General features: G+C 65.4%; 15 protein-coding genes. 14 read left to right on the top strand and 1 reads right to left on the bottom strand.

Translation table 11 applies throughout. From position 1 onward, the window contains the following. Positions 1-66: 66 nt before the first annotated feature. The 10 genes from Q5696_RS01490 (at position 67) to Q5696_RS01540 (ending at position 11,752) form a co-directional block, all read left to right on the top strand. On the top strand, positions 67-810 hold the full coding sequence (locus Q5696_RS01490) for an SDR family NAD(P)-dependent oxidoreductase (RefSeq protein ID WP_305095098.1): 744 nt from the start codon (positions 67-69) through the stop codon (positions 808-810). 124 nt (positions 811-934) lie between these two features. Continuing rightward, positions 935-1,876, top strand: coding sequence for a TIGR03619 family F420-dependent LLM class oxidoreductase (locus tag Q5696_RS01495; RefSeq protein WP_305093483.1), 942 nt, complete (start codon positions 935-937; stop codon positions 1,874-1,876). Positions 1,877-1,966: 90 nt separating this feature from the next. Continuing rightward, a complete protein-coding gene (locus Q5696_RS01500; RefSeq protein ID WP_305093484.1) occupies positions 1,967-2,992 on the top strand; it encodes an alcohol dehydrogenase catalytic domain-containing protein in 1,026 nt (341 codons plus the stop codon). An 835-nt stretch (positions 2,993-3,827) separates the two neighbouring features. Then, positions 3,828-4,718: a cyclase family protein gene (locus Q5696_RS01510; protein WP_305093485.1), complete on the top strand. Its 891-nt coding sequence runs from the start codon at positions 3,828-3,830 to the stop codon at positions 4,716-4,718. A gap of 42 nt (positions 4,719-4,760) precedes the next feature. Then, positions 4,761-5,222, top strand: a complete 462-nt coding sequence (locus Q5696_RS01515; protein ID WP_305093486.1) for a VOC family protein — start codon at positions 4,761-4,763, stop codon at positions 5,220-5,222. A 70-nt stretch (positions 5,223-5,292) separates the two neighbouring features. Further along, the gene (locus Q5696_RS01520; protein ID WP_305093487.1) at positions 5,293-7,134 is read left to right on the top strand and encodes a flavin-containing monooxygenase; all 1,842 of its coding nucleotides are present in this window, start codon (positions 5,293-5,295) and stop codon (positions 7,132-7,134) included. A 45-nt stretch (positions 7,135-7,179) separates the two neighbouring features. Then, a complete protein-coding gene (locus Q5696_RS01525) occupies positions 7,180-7,974 on the top strand; it encodes a hypothetical protein (protein ID WP_305093488.1) in 795 nt (264 codons plus the stop codon). A gap of 123 nt (positions 7,975-8,097) precedes the next feature. Continuing rightward, positions 8,098-9,030, top strand: coding sequence for an NAD-dependent epimerase/dehydratase family protein (locus Q5696_RS01530; RefSeq protein WP_305093489.1), 933 nt, complete (start codon positions 8,098-8,100; stop codon positions 9,028-9,030). Positions 9,031-9,062: 32 nt separating this feature from the next. Further along, the gene (locus Q5696_RS01535) at positions 9,063-9,941 is read left to right on the top strand and encodes an alpha/beta hydrolase fold domain-containing protein (RefSeq protein ID WP_305093490.1); all 879 of its coding nucleotides are present in this window, start codon (positions 9,063-9,065) and stop codon (positions 9,939-9,941) included. Between the two features lie 302 nt (positions 9,942-10,243). Then, on the top strand, positions 10,244-11,752 hold the full coding sequence (locus tag Q5696_RS01540; RefSeq protein WP_305093491.1) for an MFS transporter: 1,509 nt from the start codon (positions 10,244-10,246) through the stop codon (positions 11,750-11,752). Between the two features lie 597 nt (positions 11,753-12,349). Here the strand turns inward: Q5696_RS01540 and Q5696_RS01545 are convergent. Next, complete coding sequence (locus Q5696_RS01545; RefSeq protein ID WP_305093492.1) at positions 12,350-13,528, bottom strand: thiolase family protein; 1,179 nt, start codon at positions 13,526-13,528, stop codon at positions 12,350-12,352. A gap of 225 nt (positions 13,529-13,753) precedes the next feature. Here Q5696_RS01545 and Q5696_RS01550 point away from each other — a divergent pair, with 225 nt between their 5' ends. From Q5696_RS01550 to Q5696_RS01565, 4 genes are all read left to right on the top strand, one after another. Then, the gene (locus tag Q5696_RS01550) at positions 13,754-15,433 is read left to right on the top strand and encodes a hypothetical protein (protein WP_305093493.1); all 1,680 of its coding nucleotides are present in this window, start codon (positions 13,754-13,756) and stop codon (positions 15,431-15,433) included. Between the two features lie 142 nt (positions 15,434-15,575). Further along, entirely contained in the window at positions 15,576-16,418 is an 843-nt protein-coding gene (locus tag Q5696_RS01555) for a polyphosphate polymerase domain-containing protein (protein WP_305093494.1), read from the top strand. 19 nt (positions 16,419-16,437) lie between these two features. Continuing rightward, a complete protein-coding gene (locus Q5696_RS01560; RefSeq protein WP_305093495.1) occupies positions 16,438-17,115 on the top strand; it encodes a DUF4956 domain-containing protein in 678 nt (225 codons plus the stop codon). Next, on the top strand, positions 17,115-18,704 hold the full coding sequence (locus Q5696_RS01565; RefSeq protein ID WP_305093496.1) for a CotH kinase family protein: 1,590 nt from the start codon (positions 17,115-17,117) through the stop codon (positions 18,702-18,704). The genes Q5696_RS01560 and Q5696_RS01565 overlap by 1 nt, the downstream gene beginning before the upstream one ends. Positions 18,705-18,737 lie beyond the last annotated feature (33 nt).

The following is an 18,737-nucleotide window of genomic DNA, read 5'->3' on the forward strand; positions in this document are numbered from 1 at the left end:
CTCGGCCCGATTTGTCGTGCGACCGTCGCACGCGCTGAAGGAGGTTTGCCGTACATGGGCAATCGAATGCAGGACAAGATCGTCATCGTCACCGGTGCAGCGTCGGGTCTCGGACGAGCCACTGTCGAGCTGATGGTCGCGGAGGGTGCCACCGTGGTCGCCGCCGACGTCGACGTTGAGGCCGGAGCGGCAGCCGCCGCTGCGGCGGGTGCGGAGTTCGTACAGACCGATGTCGCGGACTCGGCTGCGGTGGACAGCCTGGTCAGCGGCGTTGTCGAGCGCTACGGCCGGCTCGACGTGATGGTGAACAACGCGGGAGTGTTCGGCGGCAGCCCGCTGATCGACGCATCCGATGAGGAAGTCGACCGCATGGTCGGTGTGAACATTCTCGGAGCCTTCTACGGCACCCGGGCAGCCGGTCGAGTGATGGCTGCGCAGGGTTCGGGCGCCATCGTGAACACCGCCTCGAACGGCGGCTCGCTGCCGACCGAGGGTATGGCGTTCTACAGCGGCTCCAAGGCCGCCGTGATCGGGATGTCGAAGGCCTGTGCAATCGAGCTTGCCCCCAAAGGGGTGCGCGTCAACACCCTGTCACCGGGCACCATGTTGTCCGGGATGGTCCCGCCAGACCCCGAGTTCATCAAGGTGCTCCACGGGATCCAGCCGATCGGCTACGCCGCAGATCCGGCGCAGATGGCGACCGGCATCCTGTACCTCGCATCCGATGAGGCCAATTACGTGACCGGTCACGACCTGGTCGTGGACGGAGGCGCTACGGCCGGCCGGCCCGCGATCGAGGGTGCGAAGTAGAGGAAAATCCGCAGACGCGAGGCGAGCGAGTCGATCATGCGCTCGTTCACCTTGCGGGCACGGTGTTCCGTGGTCGTGACGACCCGCCGGCCGTGTTGTAGATATGAGGGGCTGGAGCTGCGGCATGAAGTTCACACTGGAGTATCCGAGTGACGTCCCCCAGGCCCACCCGAGCCTGTTCTCGGGCGCGTCGCTCGCCCGGATCAGTCGGCGCGCCGAGATCTGCGGGTTCGATGCGGTGTGTCTCGCGGATCATCCCGCGCCGTCGGCGAAGTGGTATCGCAACGGCGGTCACGACACGTTCGAGCCTGTCGTCGCACTGGCGTTCGCAGCAGCGGCGACGACGTCCTTGACGCTCATGACGAATCTGTTCGTCCTGCCGTTCCGGAACCCGTATCTGGCGGCGAAGCAACTCACCACCCTCGATACCCTCTCCGGAGGCAGGCTGGTCGCAGGCGTAGGGGCCGGTTATCTGCGATCGGAGTTCGCGGCCCTGGGGGTCGATTTCGACCGCCGCGCCGAGCTGTTCGACGAGTCCATCGACGCACTGTGCCGAATCTGGACCGATCCGTCGACCCCGGTCGTAGGCGCCGACTTCGGCGGCACAGGTGAGATGCGGTTGCGCGAACCGGTTCAGCGCCCTCATCCGCCGGTGTGGATCGGCGGGAACAGTGCGGCGGCGCGGCGTCGGGTCACGCAGTTCGGTAGCGGATGGTGTCCGGTCATCGCCGACCCTGGTGTGTCCGACGCGATCAGGACTCCGGCGATCGACGGCGTCGACGCGTTCGGAGCCGCGGTCGACGACCTCGGCGACCAGCTCGAGCGAGCGGGCAGAAGCTTGTCGGAGATCGAGATTCAGGTCGAGGCGCCCGCCGTCGACCTCGACGACGCCGCGTCGGTGGCACGGTGGCATCGCGATGTCGACCGGCTACGAGATGCCGGCGCCACGTCACTGTGCGTGCACGCGGACGCGAGATCGTTGGCGGCTTCCGAAGAGTTCATCGACGGATACCGTCAACTCATGGCCCTGGTGGACACATCCGACGTTCCGGATAGTCGGCCCTGACGAAGAGTTCCGCCATCGATCTCGCTGCACATGGGAATCCCCGTCGATGAAAAGGATTGAGGAATGCGCGCTTTCAGGATAATGGCACCGTTGACTGCACCGACATGGGACGAGGTTCCCGAACCGACACCGGGTCCGGGGGAGGTGGTGCTTCGGGTGTCTGCCGTCGGACTGTGCCGTTCCGATCTCGACATGCAGGAGATGCCTGCGGCCGCGGTCGAACCGGCTGGGTGGAAGTTCCCGTTCAGTCTCGGTCACGAGATCGCCGGAGAGGTCGCCGTACTGGGCGAGGGCGTCGATCATCTGAGAGTGGGCGAGCCCGTCGTGGTCCTGCCTGCGAGCAGTTGCGGACGGTGCTGGTACTGCCTGCGTGGCGCCCCCAACAACTGCAGCAATGCATCCTCCGGCCGCGGGTTCGGCGATGACGGCGGACTCGCCGACTTCGTACTCGTGAAGAATGCACGTGACATCGTTCCACTCGGCGGGCTCGACCCGATCCATGCCGCTCCGCTCGGCGATGCGGGCTCCACCGCCTACCACGGAGTCGACCGCATCCGGGGATCGTTGACGCCTGAGTCGACCGTCGTCGTGTTCGGTGCGGGCGGGCTGGGATCCTTTGCCGTCCAGTTCCTCCGCGCCGTGAGTCCCGCCTTCGTGGTCTCCGTCGACATGTCGACGGAGAAGCTGGCGATGGCGCGAGAACTCGGTGCCCACGAGACGTTCGAGGGCGTGAACGACTCGACTCTCGACCGGATCCGCGAGCTGACCGACGGCCGAGGAGCCGACGCGCTCCTGGACTTCGTCGGGACCGACCAGACCATCGCCACCGGTATCGCCGCCGTGCGGCCCGGCGGCAAGTACGGTCTGATCGGCGCGGGCGGCGGGCGTCTCGCGACGCCCGGTGAGTGGTTCCACCTGCTGCCGCGTGACGGCGAGATATTCACTTATCAGGGATCGACTGTGAGCGATCTCGAATCGGTGATGGTGCTGGCTCGGCGCGGAATGATCCAGAGCCCGGTCGAGGTGTTCTCGCCCGACGAGATCGAGACGGCCTACGACAAGCTCCGAGACGGCTCACTGCGCGGCCGTGCCGTGATCGATTTCGCTCGTTCCTGAATCGGCGGCCGAGCGCGTCGGGCGAGCAGGCCGATGACGACCACCGGGTAGGACGCGGAGCCTGCAGCTATGTCGTCATAGACCAAGTTCACCTGTCAGCCGTTCAACGGTGCACCGAGCCATCACGATGTCCCCACGGCGGCACTGCAACCACACCTTCCGAGTGACGTGGTAGGCGCTCGGTGGGAACCCTGCAGATCGGCTCGACGTCGACATCCTCCTCGTGGCTGTCGATGTGGTCGACGATCACTGGTGCCGGCGGTCGAGCTCCGCCTCGGGGAAGCCGATGCAGACTTCGGAATCGTTTTGGCCTGCTGGAGCTTCGGGTGCGCGCACACGTTGAACACGCATTTGACCTGTCACGCAACGGATTCGGTGACAATCATTGCGAATCCATTCGCCGTGCCGCTTCCGGAATCCGCATCCGGCGGCGAAGGAACTCGCCACCCTCTCCGGAGACAGGTCGGGCGCAGGCGTGGGCGGCATCGTGGCGTCGACCGACCGTGAGAGGCCGGCGCTACGCCGCTGTATGTGTACACAGATGACCGCTGACGGCTGAGGAGGCGTTCATTGACGGATACTGCGAGCTCATAGCCCGGAACGGGTGCGCCTGCCGCCCTTGGCAGTTGGGTTGAACTGCTTCTGTGAGCACTGGTTCACACAACTTGTTGACGAAGTAGTAGCCGCTGGCTACAGTGACTCTGGTCACGGCGACCCCGGTCGAGTGTCCCCGTTCATACCAAAGTCCCGCTGTGCGAGAAGCGTGTGAATGCGCCGACTTCGCCAGGAAACAATCGCCGGGAAAATCGACATGATCGACGGACAAGGAGCCGATGTGAGTGCACGCAAGTCGAACTGGGGGCGATGGGGTGAATCGGATGAAAAGGGTGCGCTCAATCTGCTGACGCAGGAGACCGTGCTGGCGGCTCTGCGAATTCCTCGGACGGGCAAGCGATACAGCCTCGGCATTCCGATCCAGCGGTCCGGTGTTCCGAACATGGAGTACCGCGGCACCCCACAGCGACTGACGATGACCAATCACAGCGACGAGGCCATGGCGCGCGCGAACGGCGGTGTTCCTGGCGTCGGCGCCCACGAGGATCAGCTGATCATGCCGTCGCACACCTCGACTCACATGGACGCGCTGTGTCACGTGTACTCGGAGAACAAGATCTACAACGGCCATCCGCATGACGGGGTCAGCCCGTATTCCGGTGCCGACAAGTGTGGAATCGAGAACGTCGGTCCGATCGTCGGTCGCGGCGTGCTCATCGATGTCGCGGCGTCCAAGGGTGTCGACGTTCTCCCCGCTGGGCATGTGATCACCCGCGAAGAGCTGACGCAGGCACTCGACCAGCAGGGCATCGCCCTGGCCCCGGGCGACCTCGTGCTGATCCGCACCGGATGGCTCGAGGACTTCATGCAGTCGCAGGGCGAGCTGCTTCCCCAGCCGGGGATCGGCATCGATGCGGCCACCTACCTCGCCGAGTGCGACGTCGCGCTGGTGGGGGCGGACAACTCGGCAGTCGAGGCGATCCCGTTCGATCAGGACGTGTACCTCGGCGGACACATCGTGCTGCTCGTCGACAACGGAATCCACCTCGTCGAGAACCTCGACCTCGAGGAACTGGCGGGCGACAAGTGCCACGAGTTCCTGCTCACCATCGGAGCGCTCAACATCACCGGCGGTACCGCAAGCCCCGTCACCCCGGTCGCCGTCGGCTGATCGACGACCACTCACTGATTCGGATCGAGAGGAATTGCCGCAATGACTCAGAATGCAGCTGCCAGTACCTACCGCTCCTCCCACGTCGGCCTCTGTGTGTCGGATCTGGAGCGCGCTCTCCGCTTCTACCGGGACGGTCTCGGCTTCACTGAGATGGCTCACTACGAACTCGACGAGCAGATCCCCGAGGTGGACGCACCGTGCAGCCTCACCGCGACCATTATCGAGAAGGACGGGCTGCGGTTCGAACTGTTGGCGTACAGCAAGCCGGGTGTGATCGGCAAGCCCCACCACCGTCGCAACAATCTCGGACTCACCCATCTGTCGTTCTTCGCGGACGACATCGATGCCGCCGCCGAGGCGATGGTGGAGTTCGGCGGCACGCTCGTGCCCGACACCCGCGTCGGGCTGGACGATCCTCAGTCCGCGCAGTACGTCTTCGTCGCTGATCCCGATGGCAACAGGGTCGAGTTCATGTTCATCCCCGCAGGCACTGCTTGGTGAGCTCGGTCCACGTCGAACGAGACCTCGGCTCCGCTACCACGCACAAAGACTCCCTTTAGGACTCACCCCTATGAATGATCGAAATGTCGGTATCGCCGATCCTCATTCCTTCGTCCCCGCCCGCAAAGTCGATCGGCTGGACTTGTTCCGCGAGAAGTATGCGGCCGAGCGCGACAAGCGACTGACGAAGGAAGGCGCCGACCAGTTCCAGGCGATCGACTTCACCGGCAAGTTCTCGGAGTTCGACGCCGACCCGCACGTCGACGGTCCGCGCGAGGCAGGTCCGATGTCACTTGATCTGGACGTGCTCGTGGTCGGTGCCGGGTTCATGGGGATGACCGCAGGAATCGAACTCGAAAAGATCGGGGTCTCGAACTACAAGATCCTGGACGTCGCCGGCGACTTCGGCGGAACCTGGTATTGGAACCGGTATCCCGGCGTCCGATGCGACGTCGAATCATACATCTACCTGCCGTATTTGGAGGAAACCGGCTACGTTCCCACCGAGCGGTACGTCCGCGGCAGCGAGATCTTCGCGTACTGCCAGTCGTTGGCTCAGAAGTACGGTCTGTACGACCGCGCCCTGTTCCAGACGCGTGTCACCGGCATGGAGTGGGACGAGGACGCTGCTCGTTGGATCGTTCGGACCGACAACGGCGACGAGTTCCGGGCGCGTTTCGTCGCCACCCAGAGCGGTCTGTTCATGCGTCCGCATCTGCCCGGCATCCCCGGAATCGGCACCTTCGCAGGTCACAGCTTCCACACGAGCCGCTGGGACTACGAGTACACAGGTGGCGACGACAGCGGAAACCTCGACCGTCTGCGCGGTAAGAAGGTCGCGATCATCGGCACCGGCGCTACCGGCCTGCAGGTGATCCCACAGCTCGCGGAGTACGCCGACGAGGTCGTCGTCTACCAGCGCACGCCCACACAGGTGATGCCGCGCCAGAACGCGCAGACGGACGTCGATTGGTTCAAATCGCTCGAGCCAGGATGGCAGCGGGAGCGCCGCGCGGCGTTCGACAAGTGCGTGCAGGACCGTGCCACGGTCAGCGACGTCGACGACGGCTGGGTCAAGTTCGCCAAGTACCAGATGGACGCTGTGTACTCGGCCGGCGGGGAGAATCCGACCCTCGAGCAGTACGTCGATGCGTTGGAACGCTCGGACTACGAGTGGAACGAGATGCTCCGCGACCGGGTCGACGCCGTCGTCGAGGACAAGTCGAAGGCCGACAAGCTCAAGACCTACTACCGCACGATGTGCAAGCGTCCGGGCTTCAGTGACGAGTACCTGCCCGCGTTCAACAAGGACTCGGTGGACATCGTCGACACGGCGAGCACACCGATCGAGCGGATCACCGAGACCGGGATCGTTGCGGACGGTCAGGAACGCGAGTTCGACCTGATCGTCTACGCGACCGGCTTCCAGGGCGGACGTACGTGGACGGACAAGGCGGGCTATGACGTGCTCGGCCGCAACGGGAACCGGCTGTCGAAGAAATTCGCTGATGGAATCAGCACGCTGCACGGATTCCTGTCGAAGGACTTCCCGAATCTGTTCCTGCTCGGCTTCACGCAGACCGCGACCATCACGAACATCGCCCACCTGATCGAGGAGCAGGCGGCCCACATGATGTATCTGATCGACCAGTGCGTCTCGTCGGGCGTGCGGACGATCGAGCCGACGGCCGAAGCCGAGGAAGCCTGGGGCAAGGTCATGAGCGATCAGACCGCGACCCGCGCCGACTGGCTGCTCACCTGCACCCCCGGTCTCTACAACAACGAAGGAAAGATTGCCGACGCGCGGAACCCGCTGGTCTCCGGTGTCTACGTGCCGGGCTTCCAGTACTTCGAACTGCTCGAGAACTGGCGTGGGGACGGCAGGCTCGAAGGCCTCGTCACCTCGCACTGAGGCCGTGCTGCCGGCAAGCATTCATTACTGACAAGGAGACAGAAGATGACGGAGGCACCGGTCAAGATCGGCCAGATGCTCTTCACGATGGTCGACCCCACGCGTGGGCACGAAGTCGCCTACAACCGCTGGTACGAGCGGGATCACATCTACGCGGGCTGCATGATCGGCCCCGGCTGGTTCGCCGGGCGCCGTTGGGTCGCGCCGAAGCACCTCAAGGATCTGCGCTTCCCGGAGACGGGTCCGGTCGCGACCAAGACCGAGGACGGCTCGTACCTCGCGACATACTGGGTCCACGAGCCCGAGATGGAAGAGGCCGAGGCGTGGGCCCGCACCCAGGTCGGCGAGCTGTACGCCGCCGGCCGCGGTTTCCCTGAGCGCGAGCATGTGCACACCAGCCAGTATCTGCCGGACTCGACCGTCTCGGCGCAGGCAGACGGAGTGCCCCTCGAACTCGCGCTCGACCACAACTACCGCGGGCTTGTCGCGATGATGATCGAGCCGGCCGAAGGCGTAGACCGCACTGCCGCCATCGAGACCATCAATGGCATACCGGTCAAGGCGCTACTGGGCACCGGTGCTGTCGACCTGGTGAGCAGTTGGCGGATGAAGCCATGGCCTGCCGATCACAACGTGCCGATGAAGATGGGTAACGACGGCGGAACCACCGAGCGCATCATGCAGCTGTGCTTCCTCGAGGGCGACCCCGTCGAGGGCTGGCAGCACATCGTCGACTACGCCGCCGACATCGAGAAGTCCGGTGCCGGGCGAGTCACCTTCGCGTCGCCGTTCGTTCCGACCGAGGTCGGAACAGACAAGTACACCGATCAACTCTGGTGATCATCGCGGATGCGCGGGCGCAGTTGCGCCCGCGCATCTGCACCTGCGCTCACCATCGGGCGCGGCAAATCCGAGACACGACGAGCCGGTACTCGTCCCGTACATCTGTGAGGTCAGTGAAGAATGCTGAGCGGTGAGAAGATCCTGGTGACAGGGGCGGCCGGGCAGATCGCGTTCCCGATCGCGCGCGAGCTGGGCGCAGACAACGAGGTCTGGGGGCTGGCGCGGTTCAGTAAGCCGGAAGACCGGCAGCGGCTCGTCGACGTGGGGATCACCCCGGTGAAGGGCGATGTCGGCAGCGGCGAGTTCGCAGACCTGCCGACGGACTTCACATATGTCGTGCATCTGGCAGCGAATCAGGCTCCGGGCTGGAATTACGACACGGCTCTCCGCGACAACGCCGAAGGCACCGGGCTGCTGCTTCAGCACTGCCGGAATGCACGTGGCGCACTGGTGATGTCGACTCATTCGGTCTACCGCCCGCAGGACGACCCGATGTACGTGTTCACCGAGGAGTCGCCGCTCGGCGAGTGCAACAGCACCCACAGCCCCACCTACTCGGTGTCGAAGATCGGCCAAGAGGCAACCGCGCGCCTCGCCGCGCGGGCTTTCGGAGTGCCGGTGACGATCGCGCGTATGAACGCATCGTACGGACCGAACGGTGGCTTGCCTGCCCTGCACGTCGACGCGATCGCCGCCGGACGGCAGATCACCACGCGTTGGGACCCGTGCATGTACAGCCCGATCTTCGAAGACGACATCAACAGCCAGGTCAGCAGCCTGCTTCAAGCAGCGACGGTCCCTGCAACCATCGTCAACTGGGCCGGCGACGAACCGGTCAGTGTCCAGGAGTGGGCGGCATACGCCGGCGAGTTGATGGGCGTCGATGCGAACGTCGCTGTGGTCCCGATCGAGGGGACACTGCGGGGTTCGATCGCGGACACGAGTCGACGCATGTCCATCACGGGACCGTGCACGGTGAACTGGCGCGAGGGGCTTCGCCGGACAGTCGAAATTCGCCATCCGGACAAGCTCGTCGAGATTGCACGCTCGTGATCATTGATTCCTAAATAGTTGCGGGAGAACACATGTCGACGAAACTATGCGATTTGCTGCCCGCCGAACGGGACGGTACACCGGCGAGCCCGGAGCTGCTGGAACGCCGTGCGAAGTTCGCCGCGACCGAGATCGACACCGCGCTGGGAGTCACGGCGGATGATACGGACTTCGCCGGCGTACCGTGCCGGACCATCCGCGCCGGAGACCGGGCCACCGTCCTCTACCTGCACGGGGGCGGCTACCGCATGGGCAGTCCGGAGGCGTACAACGCCTATGTCGCGACGCTGGCGGCGGGCGCCGAAGCGACGATTGTCGTACCGAGGTATCGGCTCGCGCCGGAGAACCCGTTCCCGGCCGGATTGCGCGATGCCCTTGCAGTCTACGAGGAGATCACGTCGGCGATGTCCGGGCCGATCGTCGTCGCCGGCGATTCGGCGGGTGCCGGTCTGGCCGCAGCGTTGGTCGTCGCCGTGGGCGCCGGCTACGGACGTGCTCCCGACGGGTTGATGCTGCTGTCGCCGTGGCTCGATCTGCGCTGTTCGTCGCCTTTCTACGAAACCGCAACCGACGTCTTCTTCCCGCTGGCAAACGCGGAGTCGGCGCGGGACGACTATCTTCAGGGAGCCCCCACGGGCGACCCGTTGGTCTCACCGTTGCTGGCTGACCACACCGACTTCCCACCCACCTTGATCCAGGTCGGCGGCAACGAGGCGCTCGTCGGTGACGCCCTCGGACTCACTCGGGAACTCGCGACCGCGAACGTCACATGCACGCTGGAAGTGATTGCGGATCAAGGACACACGTGGCCGCTGATCTACCCCGATCACGGCGTGTCCATTGCTTCCATCGAGTCGTGTGCTCGGTTCGTCCGGTCGATCAAATCCGGCAAGGCCGCCGAAAAGCCCTAGTACGGCGGTCGCATTACGGGCCCTGGGGAGCTTCTCGGCCGCGTATCGGTCTCTCTATTTCTTCTTGCCCGCACCTGGTGCGCAACGTGACATCGATGGACAACCTTGCCGTCGTGTTCTCGACACGTGATCACATCCCATATCTCGATCAGTGGCCCGAGGCGGTTCGTGCGGACCGGGCCGCTGGTTCTGCCGAGCTGCCCTGACCAGGGATGCGTCCGGCTCTTGTCACCGTGTCTGCCCGGGCACATCCACAACGCGATTCTCACGAGGTACTTCACCTACGAGTGTAAGGAACATCGATGACACACAGCGCATCAACTGGAGCCTCCGCGCCCCAGCCCCCTGAACAGGGGTGGTCTCTCCGACTGATTTTTTCTCTGATATCGCTGGTCGTACTTCTCGAAGCGCTCACCATGAACGCCAGCATGATCTCGACTGGGCTGCCGGCAATCATGACCCACTTTCACACCGATCAGGGCGGCTGGGTTCAGACCGCATTTCTTCTGATTGCTGCGGTAATCAGTCCCACTTTGGGAAAGATCGCCGATATGGTCGGTAAACGTCGCGTCCTGCTCCTCTGCGTTTTCATCGCGGCCGCCGGTTCGTTTGTCTCCGCAGTGGCCCCGAATTTCGCACTGCTACTCATCGGGCGAGCGATGTCGAGCTTGCTCGTCTCGTGCATGTTCCTCACATACTCGCTCATTCGCGACGTCTATCCGGCGAAGACTGTCGCCATGTCGGTTGCCCTCGCCACCAGCGGCATGGGCATTGTCAGCATCGCTACGCCATTTCTGACAGGTTGGCTCATCGACGGCTACGGATGGCGGTCGCTTTTCTGGTTCTTCACGATCATCCTGGTCGTGGCGGGAATCTGCATCAAGCTCTCGACGGACGAGTCGACGTACCGCCTTCGATCCAAGATCGATCTGATCGGTGCCGCGCTGTTGGGCGGCGCCATCGGAGCTGTCCTGGTCGCGGTAAGTTTTGGAGTGGACTGGGGGTGGGCATCGGGAAAAACGTTGGGCCTGTTCCTCTTCGGCGCTGTTCTGGCTGCTCTCTGGATCTACTCCGCGACGGTCATCAGTGAACCGCTGATCGATCTGCGACTGCTGACTCGCCGGCCCATTGGTCTGACCGCAATCGCCGCAGGTACAGCGTACGGCTCCACCACGGTGAGCTCGACAATCCTTCCGTTGATGTGCATGACATCCGCGTCCTTGGGCCTCGGATACGGCTTCGGCGTCGACGCCCGAGGCTTCGCGCTCATCCAATCGCCGCTGGGTGTCGCGCAAGTCATCGGCGGTGTTCTCGTCGGTGTGATGATCGGCCGTGGACTCACCCCCCGCATCCTCCTTGCATTGGGTGCCACGTTGCTGGCCACGGGCGCGTTCGTCGTCCTTTCAGGGATGGACACCAGATGGGTTGTTCTGGTGGGCGCAATCATCACCGGGTTCGGAACGGGCCTGGCCTACAGCTCCATTCCGAACCTCCAGATGCAGGCCGTGCCGCCGCAACTGCAGGCATCAACGGCAAGCATCGTCGCAACCAGCCAGTCCATGATGGGTGCGATTCTGCCCGTTGCCGTGTTCACCGTCTTGAACTCGAACGTTGCTCGGGTTGCCGACGGTGTTCCCTTGTACTCGGCGACGGGCATGCACCTGGCATGGATCCTGTGTGCCTGTATCGCAATCACCAGCCTCGTCGCAGTATTCCTTGTCCCACGAAATATCGTTCAACTGCCGGTTCCGGCGGCGAAGGTCGACGACGTCGACATCACTGCAGGTCCGCGGGTGCCCGCTACACGCTGACCGAGCCGCACCGCAGAGGCCGTCGACCGCACCGGTCGACGGCCTCTGCTCGTCGGCACTCGCGAGTCTTCGAGATCGCCCGTGACTGGACCCGGACGTGCTGAGAGCAATAGGTGCGGTTGAACCCCTGGATGACGCGAAACCGTCCATCGGTTTCGACTGGGCACCTGACTTGCGGAGCTTCAGTGCCCCGGTAGGCCCAGTGCGGCGAGGACAGCGGCAGAGTCGGGGGCCTGCGGCGGTGTAGGTGGCCGACGAGTCACGATGATTTCCTGCAGCGGACGCAATGTTCGAGCCAGGGCGCGGTCCGAACCTTACGGATACAGGCAGCCACAACCGGCGATCGTACCGACCCATTGGTACCCCAAATCGCTGACTCGCGATTCTATTGCCAACGCAAATATCAACCGGCAGAGGGAATCCCCGGCAACCTGTGCAAGTCAGATGGAGATGTACTTGCGGGATAGTTGGTGCTGGCACTACGAGGGGCACGAGAACCTCCGAGTGGACGTGGGCCTCGGACAAGCCACACCCCACTCGGAGGTTCTCTTCACATCAAGCCGACACGCCCGCTGTCGACGTCTTGGCCGGCTGTACCTAGACGCGGCGGATGAGGGCGGCGAGGGCCTGGCCGCCGCCGATGCACATGGTGACGACACCGAGTTCGAGGTCGCGGCGCACGAGGTCCTTGGCGACGCGGAGGGTCAGGATGGCGCCGGTGGCTCCGACGGGGTGGCCGAGGGCGATGGCGCCGCCGTACGGGTTGGTCTTGGCGGGATCGAGTCCGGCGTCGCGGACGACGGCGACGGCCTGCGCGGCGAACGCCTCGTTGACCTCGAAGGTGCCGATGTCGGCGGGGGTGGTGCCGGTCTGCTCGAACAGCTTGGCGAGCGCGGGGACCGGCGCGTACCCCATGTGGTCGGGTTCGAGGGCGGCGGTGGCGACGGACTCGATGACGGCCAGGCCGGTGAGGCCCTTCTCCCGGATCCCGGACTCGGTGCCCAGGACGACCGCGCCGGCGCCGTCGTTGATGCCGGACGAGTTGCCGGCGGTGACGGTGCCGTCCGGCACGAACGCGGCACGCAGTCGGGCCAGCGTCTCGACGGTGGTGCTCGGCTTGGGGTGCTCGTCGGTGGTGACGGTGACGGGCTTGCGGCCGCCGGTCTCGACGGCGGTGATCTCCTCGGCGAACGCGGCCTGCGCGGCGTCGGTGGCGGCGCGTCGCTGCGACTCGACGGCGAACTCGTCCTGCTGCTCCCGGCTGATGCCGTAGGTGCGGGCGACGTTCTCGGCGGTCACACCCATGTGGATGTTGTGGAACGGGTCGGTGAGCATGCCGACGGTGCCGTCGACGAGGGTGCGGTCGCCGAGCTTGTATCCGGAGCGGGCGCCGAAGTCGTAGAACGGCATGCGCGACATATTCTCGTCACCACCGGCCAGGGCCAGTTCTGCTGCACCCCAACGGATCTGCATGGCCGCCGACCAGATCGCCTGCAGGCCGGACCCACACAGGCGGTTGACGGTGTACGCGGGCACGGACGCCGGGAGGCCGGCGGTGAGCGCGACCCGTCGGGCGTTGTAGGCGTCGGGGCCGACCTGCCCGATGCAGCCCATGACGACCTCGTCGATCTCGTCGCCGGAGATGCCGGAGCGCTCGAGTGCGGCCTTCGCGGCGACGGCACCGAGCTGGTGTGCGGGGGTGTCCTTGAAGACGCCGCCGAAGCTGCCGACAGGGGTGCGGGCGCCGTCGACGATGACGATGCGTTCGGGGTTCACAGTGGAGTCTCCTCGTCCGTGTGGAGTGCAGGGTGCGCTCGGGTGGGTGAGGAACGGATCCGGTGGTGGCCGACTCGACGTCACCGCGGCCGATCCGTTCCTGTCGATGGATCGTAGGCGGTGCCGTGAACCGTGCCGTGTGCGCCGGGGCACACCATAATGTGATGGACAGGGGTCCGATCAGTTGGACGGACTGGGGTCCGCCCGGTGCGAGGAGGGGGAATCGTGGCGCTCGTGTACCGCGCGATCTGGTCGGACCGTGCACCGAATGCGTCCGATACGGCGGCGGTCGCCTTCGCCGGATGGGTGAAGGACAAGAGCTCGGGGGCGATCGACGTGTCGTCGGAGGGGCTCGAGCGGTGCGTCGTGTCGCGGCACGGTGGGCCGGTGGAACTGGAGGCGGCGGTGTCGTCCGCGACCGGTGACGGCGTGGTGTCGAGCGCGTACCGGGCGACGCTCGCGGAGGCGTCGGCATCGGGTGTGCGCTGGCAGACGACGCTCCGTTCGTGGGACGAGAACGGCGACGACGGCACGATCACGTGGTTCTGGGTGGATCTCGAGGTCGTCGGGGACGTCGACGTGCAACGGTTGGCGCCGGCGGCACCCCGGATGGTGCGGGCCCTCGTCGAGGCCGGTGGGACTCCGGCCGTCGGCCCCACCCCGCTGACGGTGACGCCGCGGCGGTACACCGGTGTGCGGGCCGGGACGGAGCTGGCCGAGACGATCAGTGCGTTCGATCGTGTCCTGCCGATCGTCGTGTTCGCCGAGGACGAGGAACGGTTCACGGCCGTCCGGCACGGCTCGTACACGTTCGACGACATCGTCGACCGGGCCGCGAAACGAGCAGCGGGTATCGCGACCGTCGCGGTCGTCGACGACACCGCGGCCGCTGCGCTCACCGAGGCGCTGGGGGACGAGCACGGTGTCCGCAGCGGAGCGTTCCGCATCTACCTCGAGGACGTCGATCCCGCGGTCCGTCACGACGGCTGGCGGCACCGCTACGTCACCGCCGACCGCTATCTGGGTTCCCGCACACTGGCGTCGGCGATCATCGCGAGCCGTCTGGGACCGGTGTCGACGATCGTCCGGCCGCCGACGAGTTTCGGGGCGGCCAAGTCGTTGCTGAAGACGGCGCAGGCCGGTTTCACCTCGGACGACGCCGACCTGCTGCAACTCGCGGAGGACGAGATCGACGAACTGCGGGTGCGGCTGCACGCCGCGGAGGAGGAACTCCTCGGGCACGTCCTCGACTACGAGATCCTGATGCGGGAGAAGGCCGAGATCACGGCCCGCGCCGACGATCTGAAACGCCGACTCGACCATGCGATCGGACAGCTCGACGAGCTGAATCACTATGAGAACTATTGGGGTTCGCCCGAGTTGCAGGACCGGCCGCCGGCGGAGGCGTCCACCCCCAGCGACGCGATCCTCAAGGCGCGCCGGTATCTGTCCGACCGGCTCGTCATCCCCGATGCCGCGCTGCGCGACGTCGAGGACCTCGATTCGGCGGTGACCGCCGGCGCGTGGGGGCAGCGCACGTGGGAAGCCTTGCGCGCCCTGCACGCATACGCCACCGACCTGGCAACCTGTCCGGATACCCGGGACTTCTGGAACTGGTGCCAGTGCTCCGGGAACCCGCTCGTCTGGAACGCGACGTCCGGAAAGCTCGCCATGCAGGAATCGACGGTGGTGTCGACCCGGTCGAAGTTCTACATCGCCCGACTGCTGCCCGTCGCCACCGACGTGCACCCCAGTGGCCGGATCTACATGGGCTCGCACATCAAGATCGCCACCGGCGGCGGAAATCTTGCCCCCCGCATCTACTTTCACGTCGAACACGACGCCGCCCGTGTGCACGTCGGCTTCTTCGGGCCGCACAAGCACATGCCCAACACCCGGACGTGACGGCCGGGAGCTGCACGCCACCGCCTGCGGTTTCACCCGTACGTTCCCAGGAGATTGCCAGACTTCCGGGAAGTTTCTGTGAGGTTCGCCGGGTGTAGTGGTGGCGTTCAACTTGCCGACACCCGTCAGGAGGCCGCACCCGATGAGCGGGTCCTATGCGCAGACCGCCAGCAAACTGCATGCGTTCAACCGGTACGAGATCAAGTACTTCGTGGACGAGCTGCGGGTTCCCGAACTGCGGCATGAACTCGCGGCACGGATGGACACCGACCCGTACTCGCCGCACGGCGGCTACCCGGTGACGTCGCTGTACTACGACACCCCGAGCCTGCGTTTCTACTGGGAGAAGATCGAGGGCCTGAAGTTTCGGCGCAAGCTGCGGTTGCGCCTGTACGGGCAGCCGGCCGACTGCACCGACGACACTCCGGTCCAGGTGGAGATCAAGCAGCGGGTCGACCGGGTGACGCAGAAGCGTCGGATCGCGTTGCCGTACAGCACCGCCCAGCGCTGGCTCAACGATCGAGAGGACATCGTCTGCGCCCCGGCGCAACGACCGTTCGTGAACGAGGTGACCACCCTGATCGGCAACCTCGACCTGCGTCCCACGGTCACTACCGGCTATCTGCGGGAGGCGTTCGTCGGCCGCGACGCCGACCTGGGGCTGCGGGTGACGATCGACCACCGGATCCACGGCCGGGACCGCGACTTCCACTTCGCGTCGGGCGGCGAGAACCGTTTCATCGTCCCCCCGAAGCTGGCGGTGGTGGAACTCAAGGCCAACGAGCGGGTGCCCTACTGGGCGACCGACATGACGGCACGGCTGGACATGTCGGTGATCCGTGTCTCCAAGTACTGCCAGTCGGTGGAGGCGTTCGGGATGGCACCGCGGTCTCGTTCCGGCGCACCGGAACTGGTGCTCCCGGGCGGTGCCACCGAGATGGCTCCCGCCGACATGTTCACGGCAGCCCGCCGACTTTCCCCGTAACAATTCGAACAGGACCGATATGAATTTCGACCTACAGGACCTCAGCGGCACGTTCACCGCGTTCGACATCATCGTCTCACTGGCGCTGTCGTTCGTGCTGTCCGCGATCGTCGGCTGGGTGTACCGGTACACCCACAAGAACGTCTCCTACAGCCAGTCCTACGTGCAGACGCTCGTGATGGTGGGCATGATCGTCTCGCTCATCATGCTGGTGGTCGGCTCCAACATCGCCCGGGCGTTCGCGCTCGTCGGCGCACTGTCGGTGATCCGCTTCCGTAACGCCATCAAGGAAACTCGTGACGTCGGTTTCATCTTCCTGGTGATGGCGATCGGCATGACGACGGGCACCCGGTTCTATCTGCTGGCCATCGCGGCGACCGCCGCGGTCTGCCTGGTGATGCTGATCATGAGCAAGTTCAACTGGTTCGAGCTCGACGTGCAGCGGCAGGTCGTCAAGGTGCAGGTGCCGCCGGAGCAGGAATACGCCGCTCTCGTGGAGGACACCCTGATCCGGTACTGCACCGAGTTCGAGCTGGTGTCCACCGAGGCGGTCCGGGCCGGTGCGCTGCACGAGCTGTACTACACGGCCCAACTGAAGAAGGGACGCAAGCCGGCCGAACTGATCGCCGCCCTCAGCGGGGTCAACGCCGGACAACGGGTCACGGTCCTGACCGGATACGACCAGACGGACATCTGATGACCGCGACGAACCCCGACCGGCCGCCGACGCCGAAACGCAGGCTCCGGCAGCGGATTCCGAAGCCGCTGCGTCAGCACTGGAAGCTGCTGGTGGTGTTCGTCGTCTTCGTGACGACCATGGCGACCGTGTTCGGTGCGGCACGCATCCGCCCGTACATCACCGGTGACGTGTCCGTCATCGCATCTCCGATCACGGAGAACATCGCCGGCACCGTCGACCTGTTCGACACGTCGATCGGGCACGAGCTGTCCCTGGACATTCCGGCAGCCGAACTCGACGACATGCTGTCGACGTACGAGAAGACCGGTGACAAGAAGTGGGTGAACGCCACCGTCACGATCGACGGCACTCTCATCGGCGACGTAGCCGTCCGGTTGAAGGGCAACTCCACCCTCATGGGTCTGCGCGGTGACGGCGCCGGTGGGCCGGGCGGTACGGCCCTGCCGGAGGGCATGGCCGTACCGGAGGGGTTCACCCCGCCGGAGGGGTTCGAGCCGCCCGGCGGGATGGGCGGGGGCATGGCATCGGTGTCCGCGGACGATCCCACGACGCTGCCGCTGCTGCTCAGCTTCGACGAGTACGCCGACGGCCGCGCCTACCAGGGCGTCACGGAACTGTCGGTGCGTCCGGGCACCCCGGTCGTCAACGAGGCGATGGCGTTGTCGCTGACGGCGGCCACCGGTCAACCGACGCAACGCTTCTCGTACTCGGAGTACATGATCAACGGCAGTGCCACAGCCACAAGGCTGCTGCTCGAGCATCCCGACGACGGCTACGCGAACTCGCTGTTCGACTCCGACGGCTACCTGTACAAGGCGAAGGCGAATTCACGGTTCGTGTACGTCGATGACGACCAGTCGTCGTACTCCGACCAGTTCAAGCAGATCAACGCCGTCGACTCCGGAAACCTGCAGCCGATCATCTCGTTCCTGAAATGGCTCGACAGCGCCGACGACGCGGAGTTCGACGCGCACCTGGCCGACTGGGTGGACGTCGACTCGTTCGCCCGCTACCTCGCCACCCAGAACCTCCTCATCAACGGGGACGACATGTCCGGGCCGGGCCAGAACTACTACCTCTGGTACGACCTCGGCACCGGGAAGATCTCGGTCGTGTCGTGGGACCTGAACCTGGCGATGACCGGCGGCACCGAGGCCGGACCGCACGACACGGTCTCGATGGGAATGGGTGCCGCGCCCGGAGGCGGGGGCATGCCGGGTATGCCGCAGACGGGTCGGGGTCGCCCCGGCGTCCCGGGCGGTACCGGTGTGGATCGGGCTGTGCCGCAGGGCATGCCACAGATGCCCGGGGGTGGGATGCCGGGCGGTGGTATGCGGGGCGGGAACACGTTGAAGACGCGATTCCTCGACTCGGACGCGTTCACCGGTGTCTACGAGCAAGCCTATTGGGACCTGTACGAGCAGATGTACGGCAGCGGCCGGGCGGACGGGATCCTCGACGACCTCGCCGCGAGCATCCCGACCAGCGACGGTCTGACCGCCGACGCGCTGCAGGGCAGCATCGACGAGATGCGTTCGTGGATCGGGCAGCGGACGACCGCACTCGAGGCGCAGCGGGACCGGTGACGGCGACAGTTCTCGTCGCACAGGGTGCTGCGC

The organism is Prescottella sp. R16 (assembly GCF_030656875.1).
Classification (GTDB): Bacteria; Actinomycetota; Actinomycetes; order Mycobacteriales; family Mycobacteriaceae; genus Prescottella.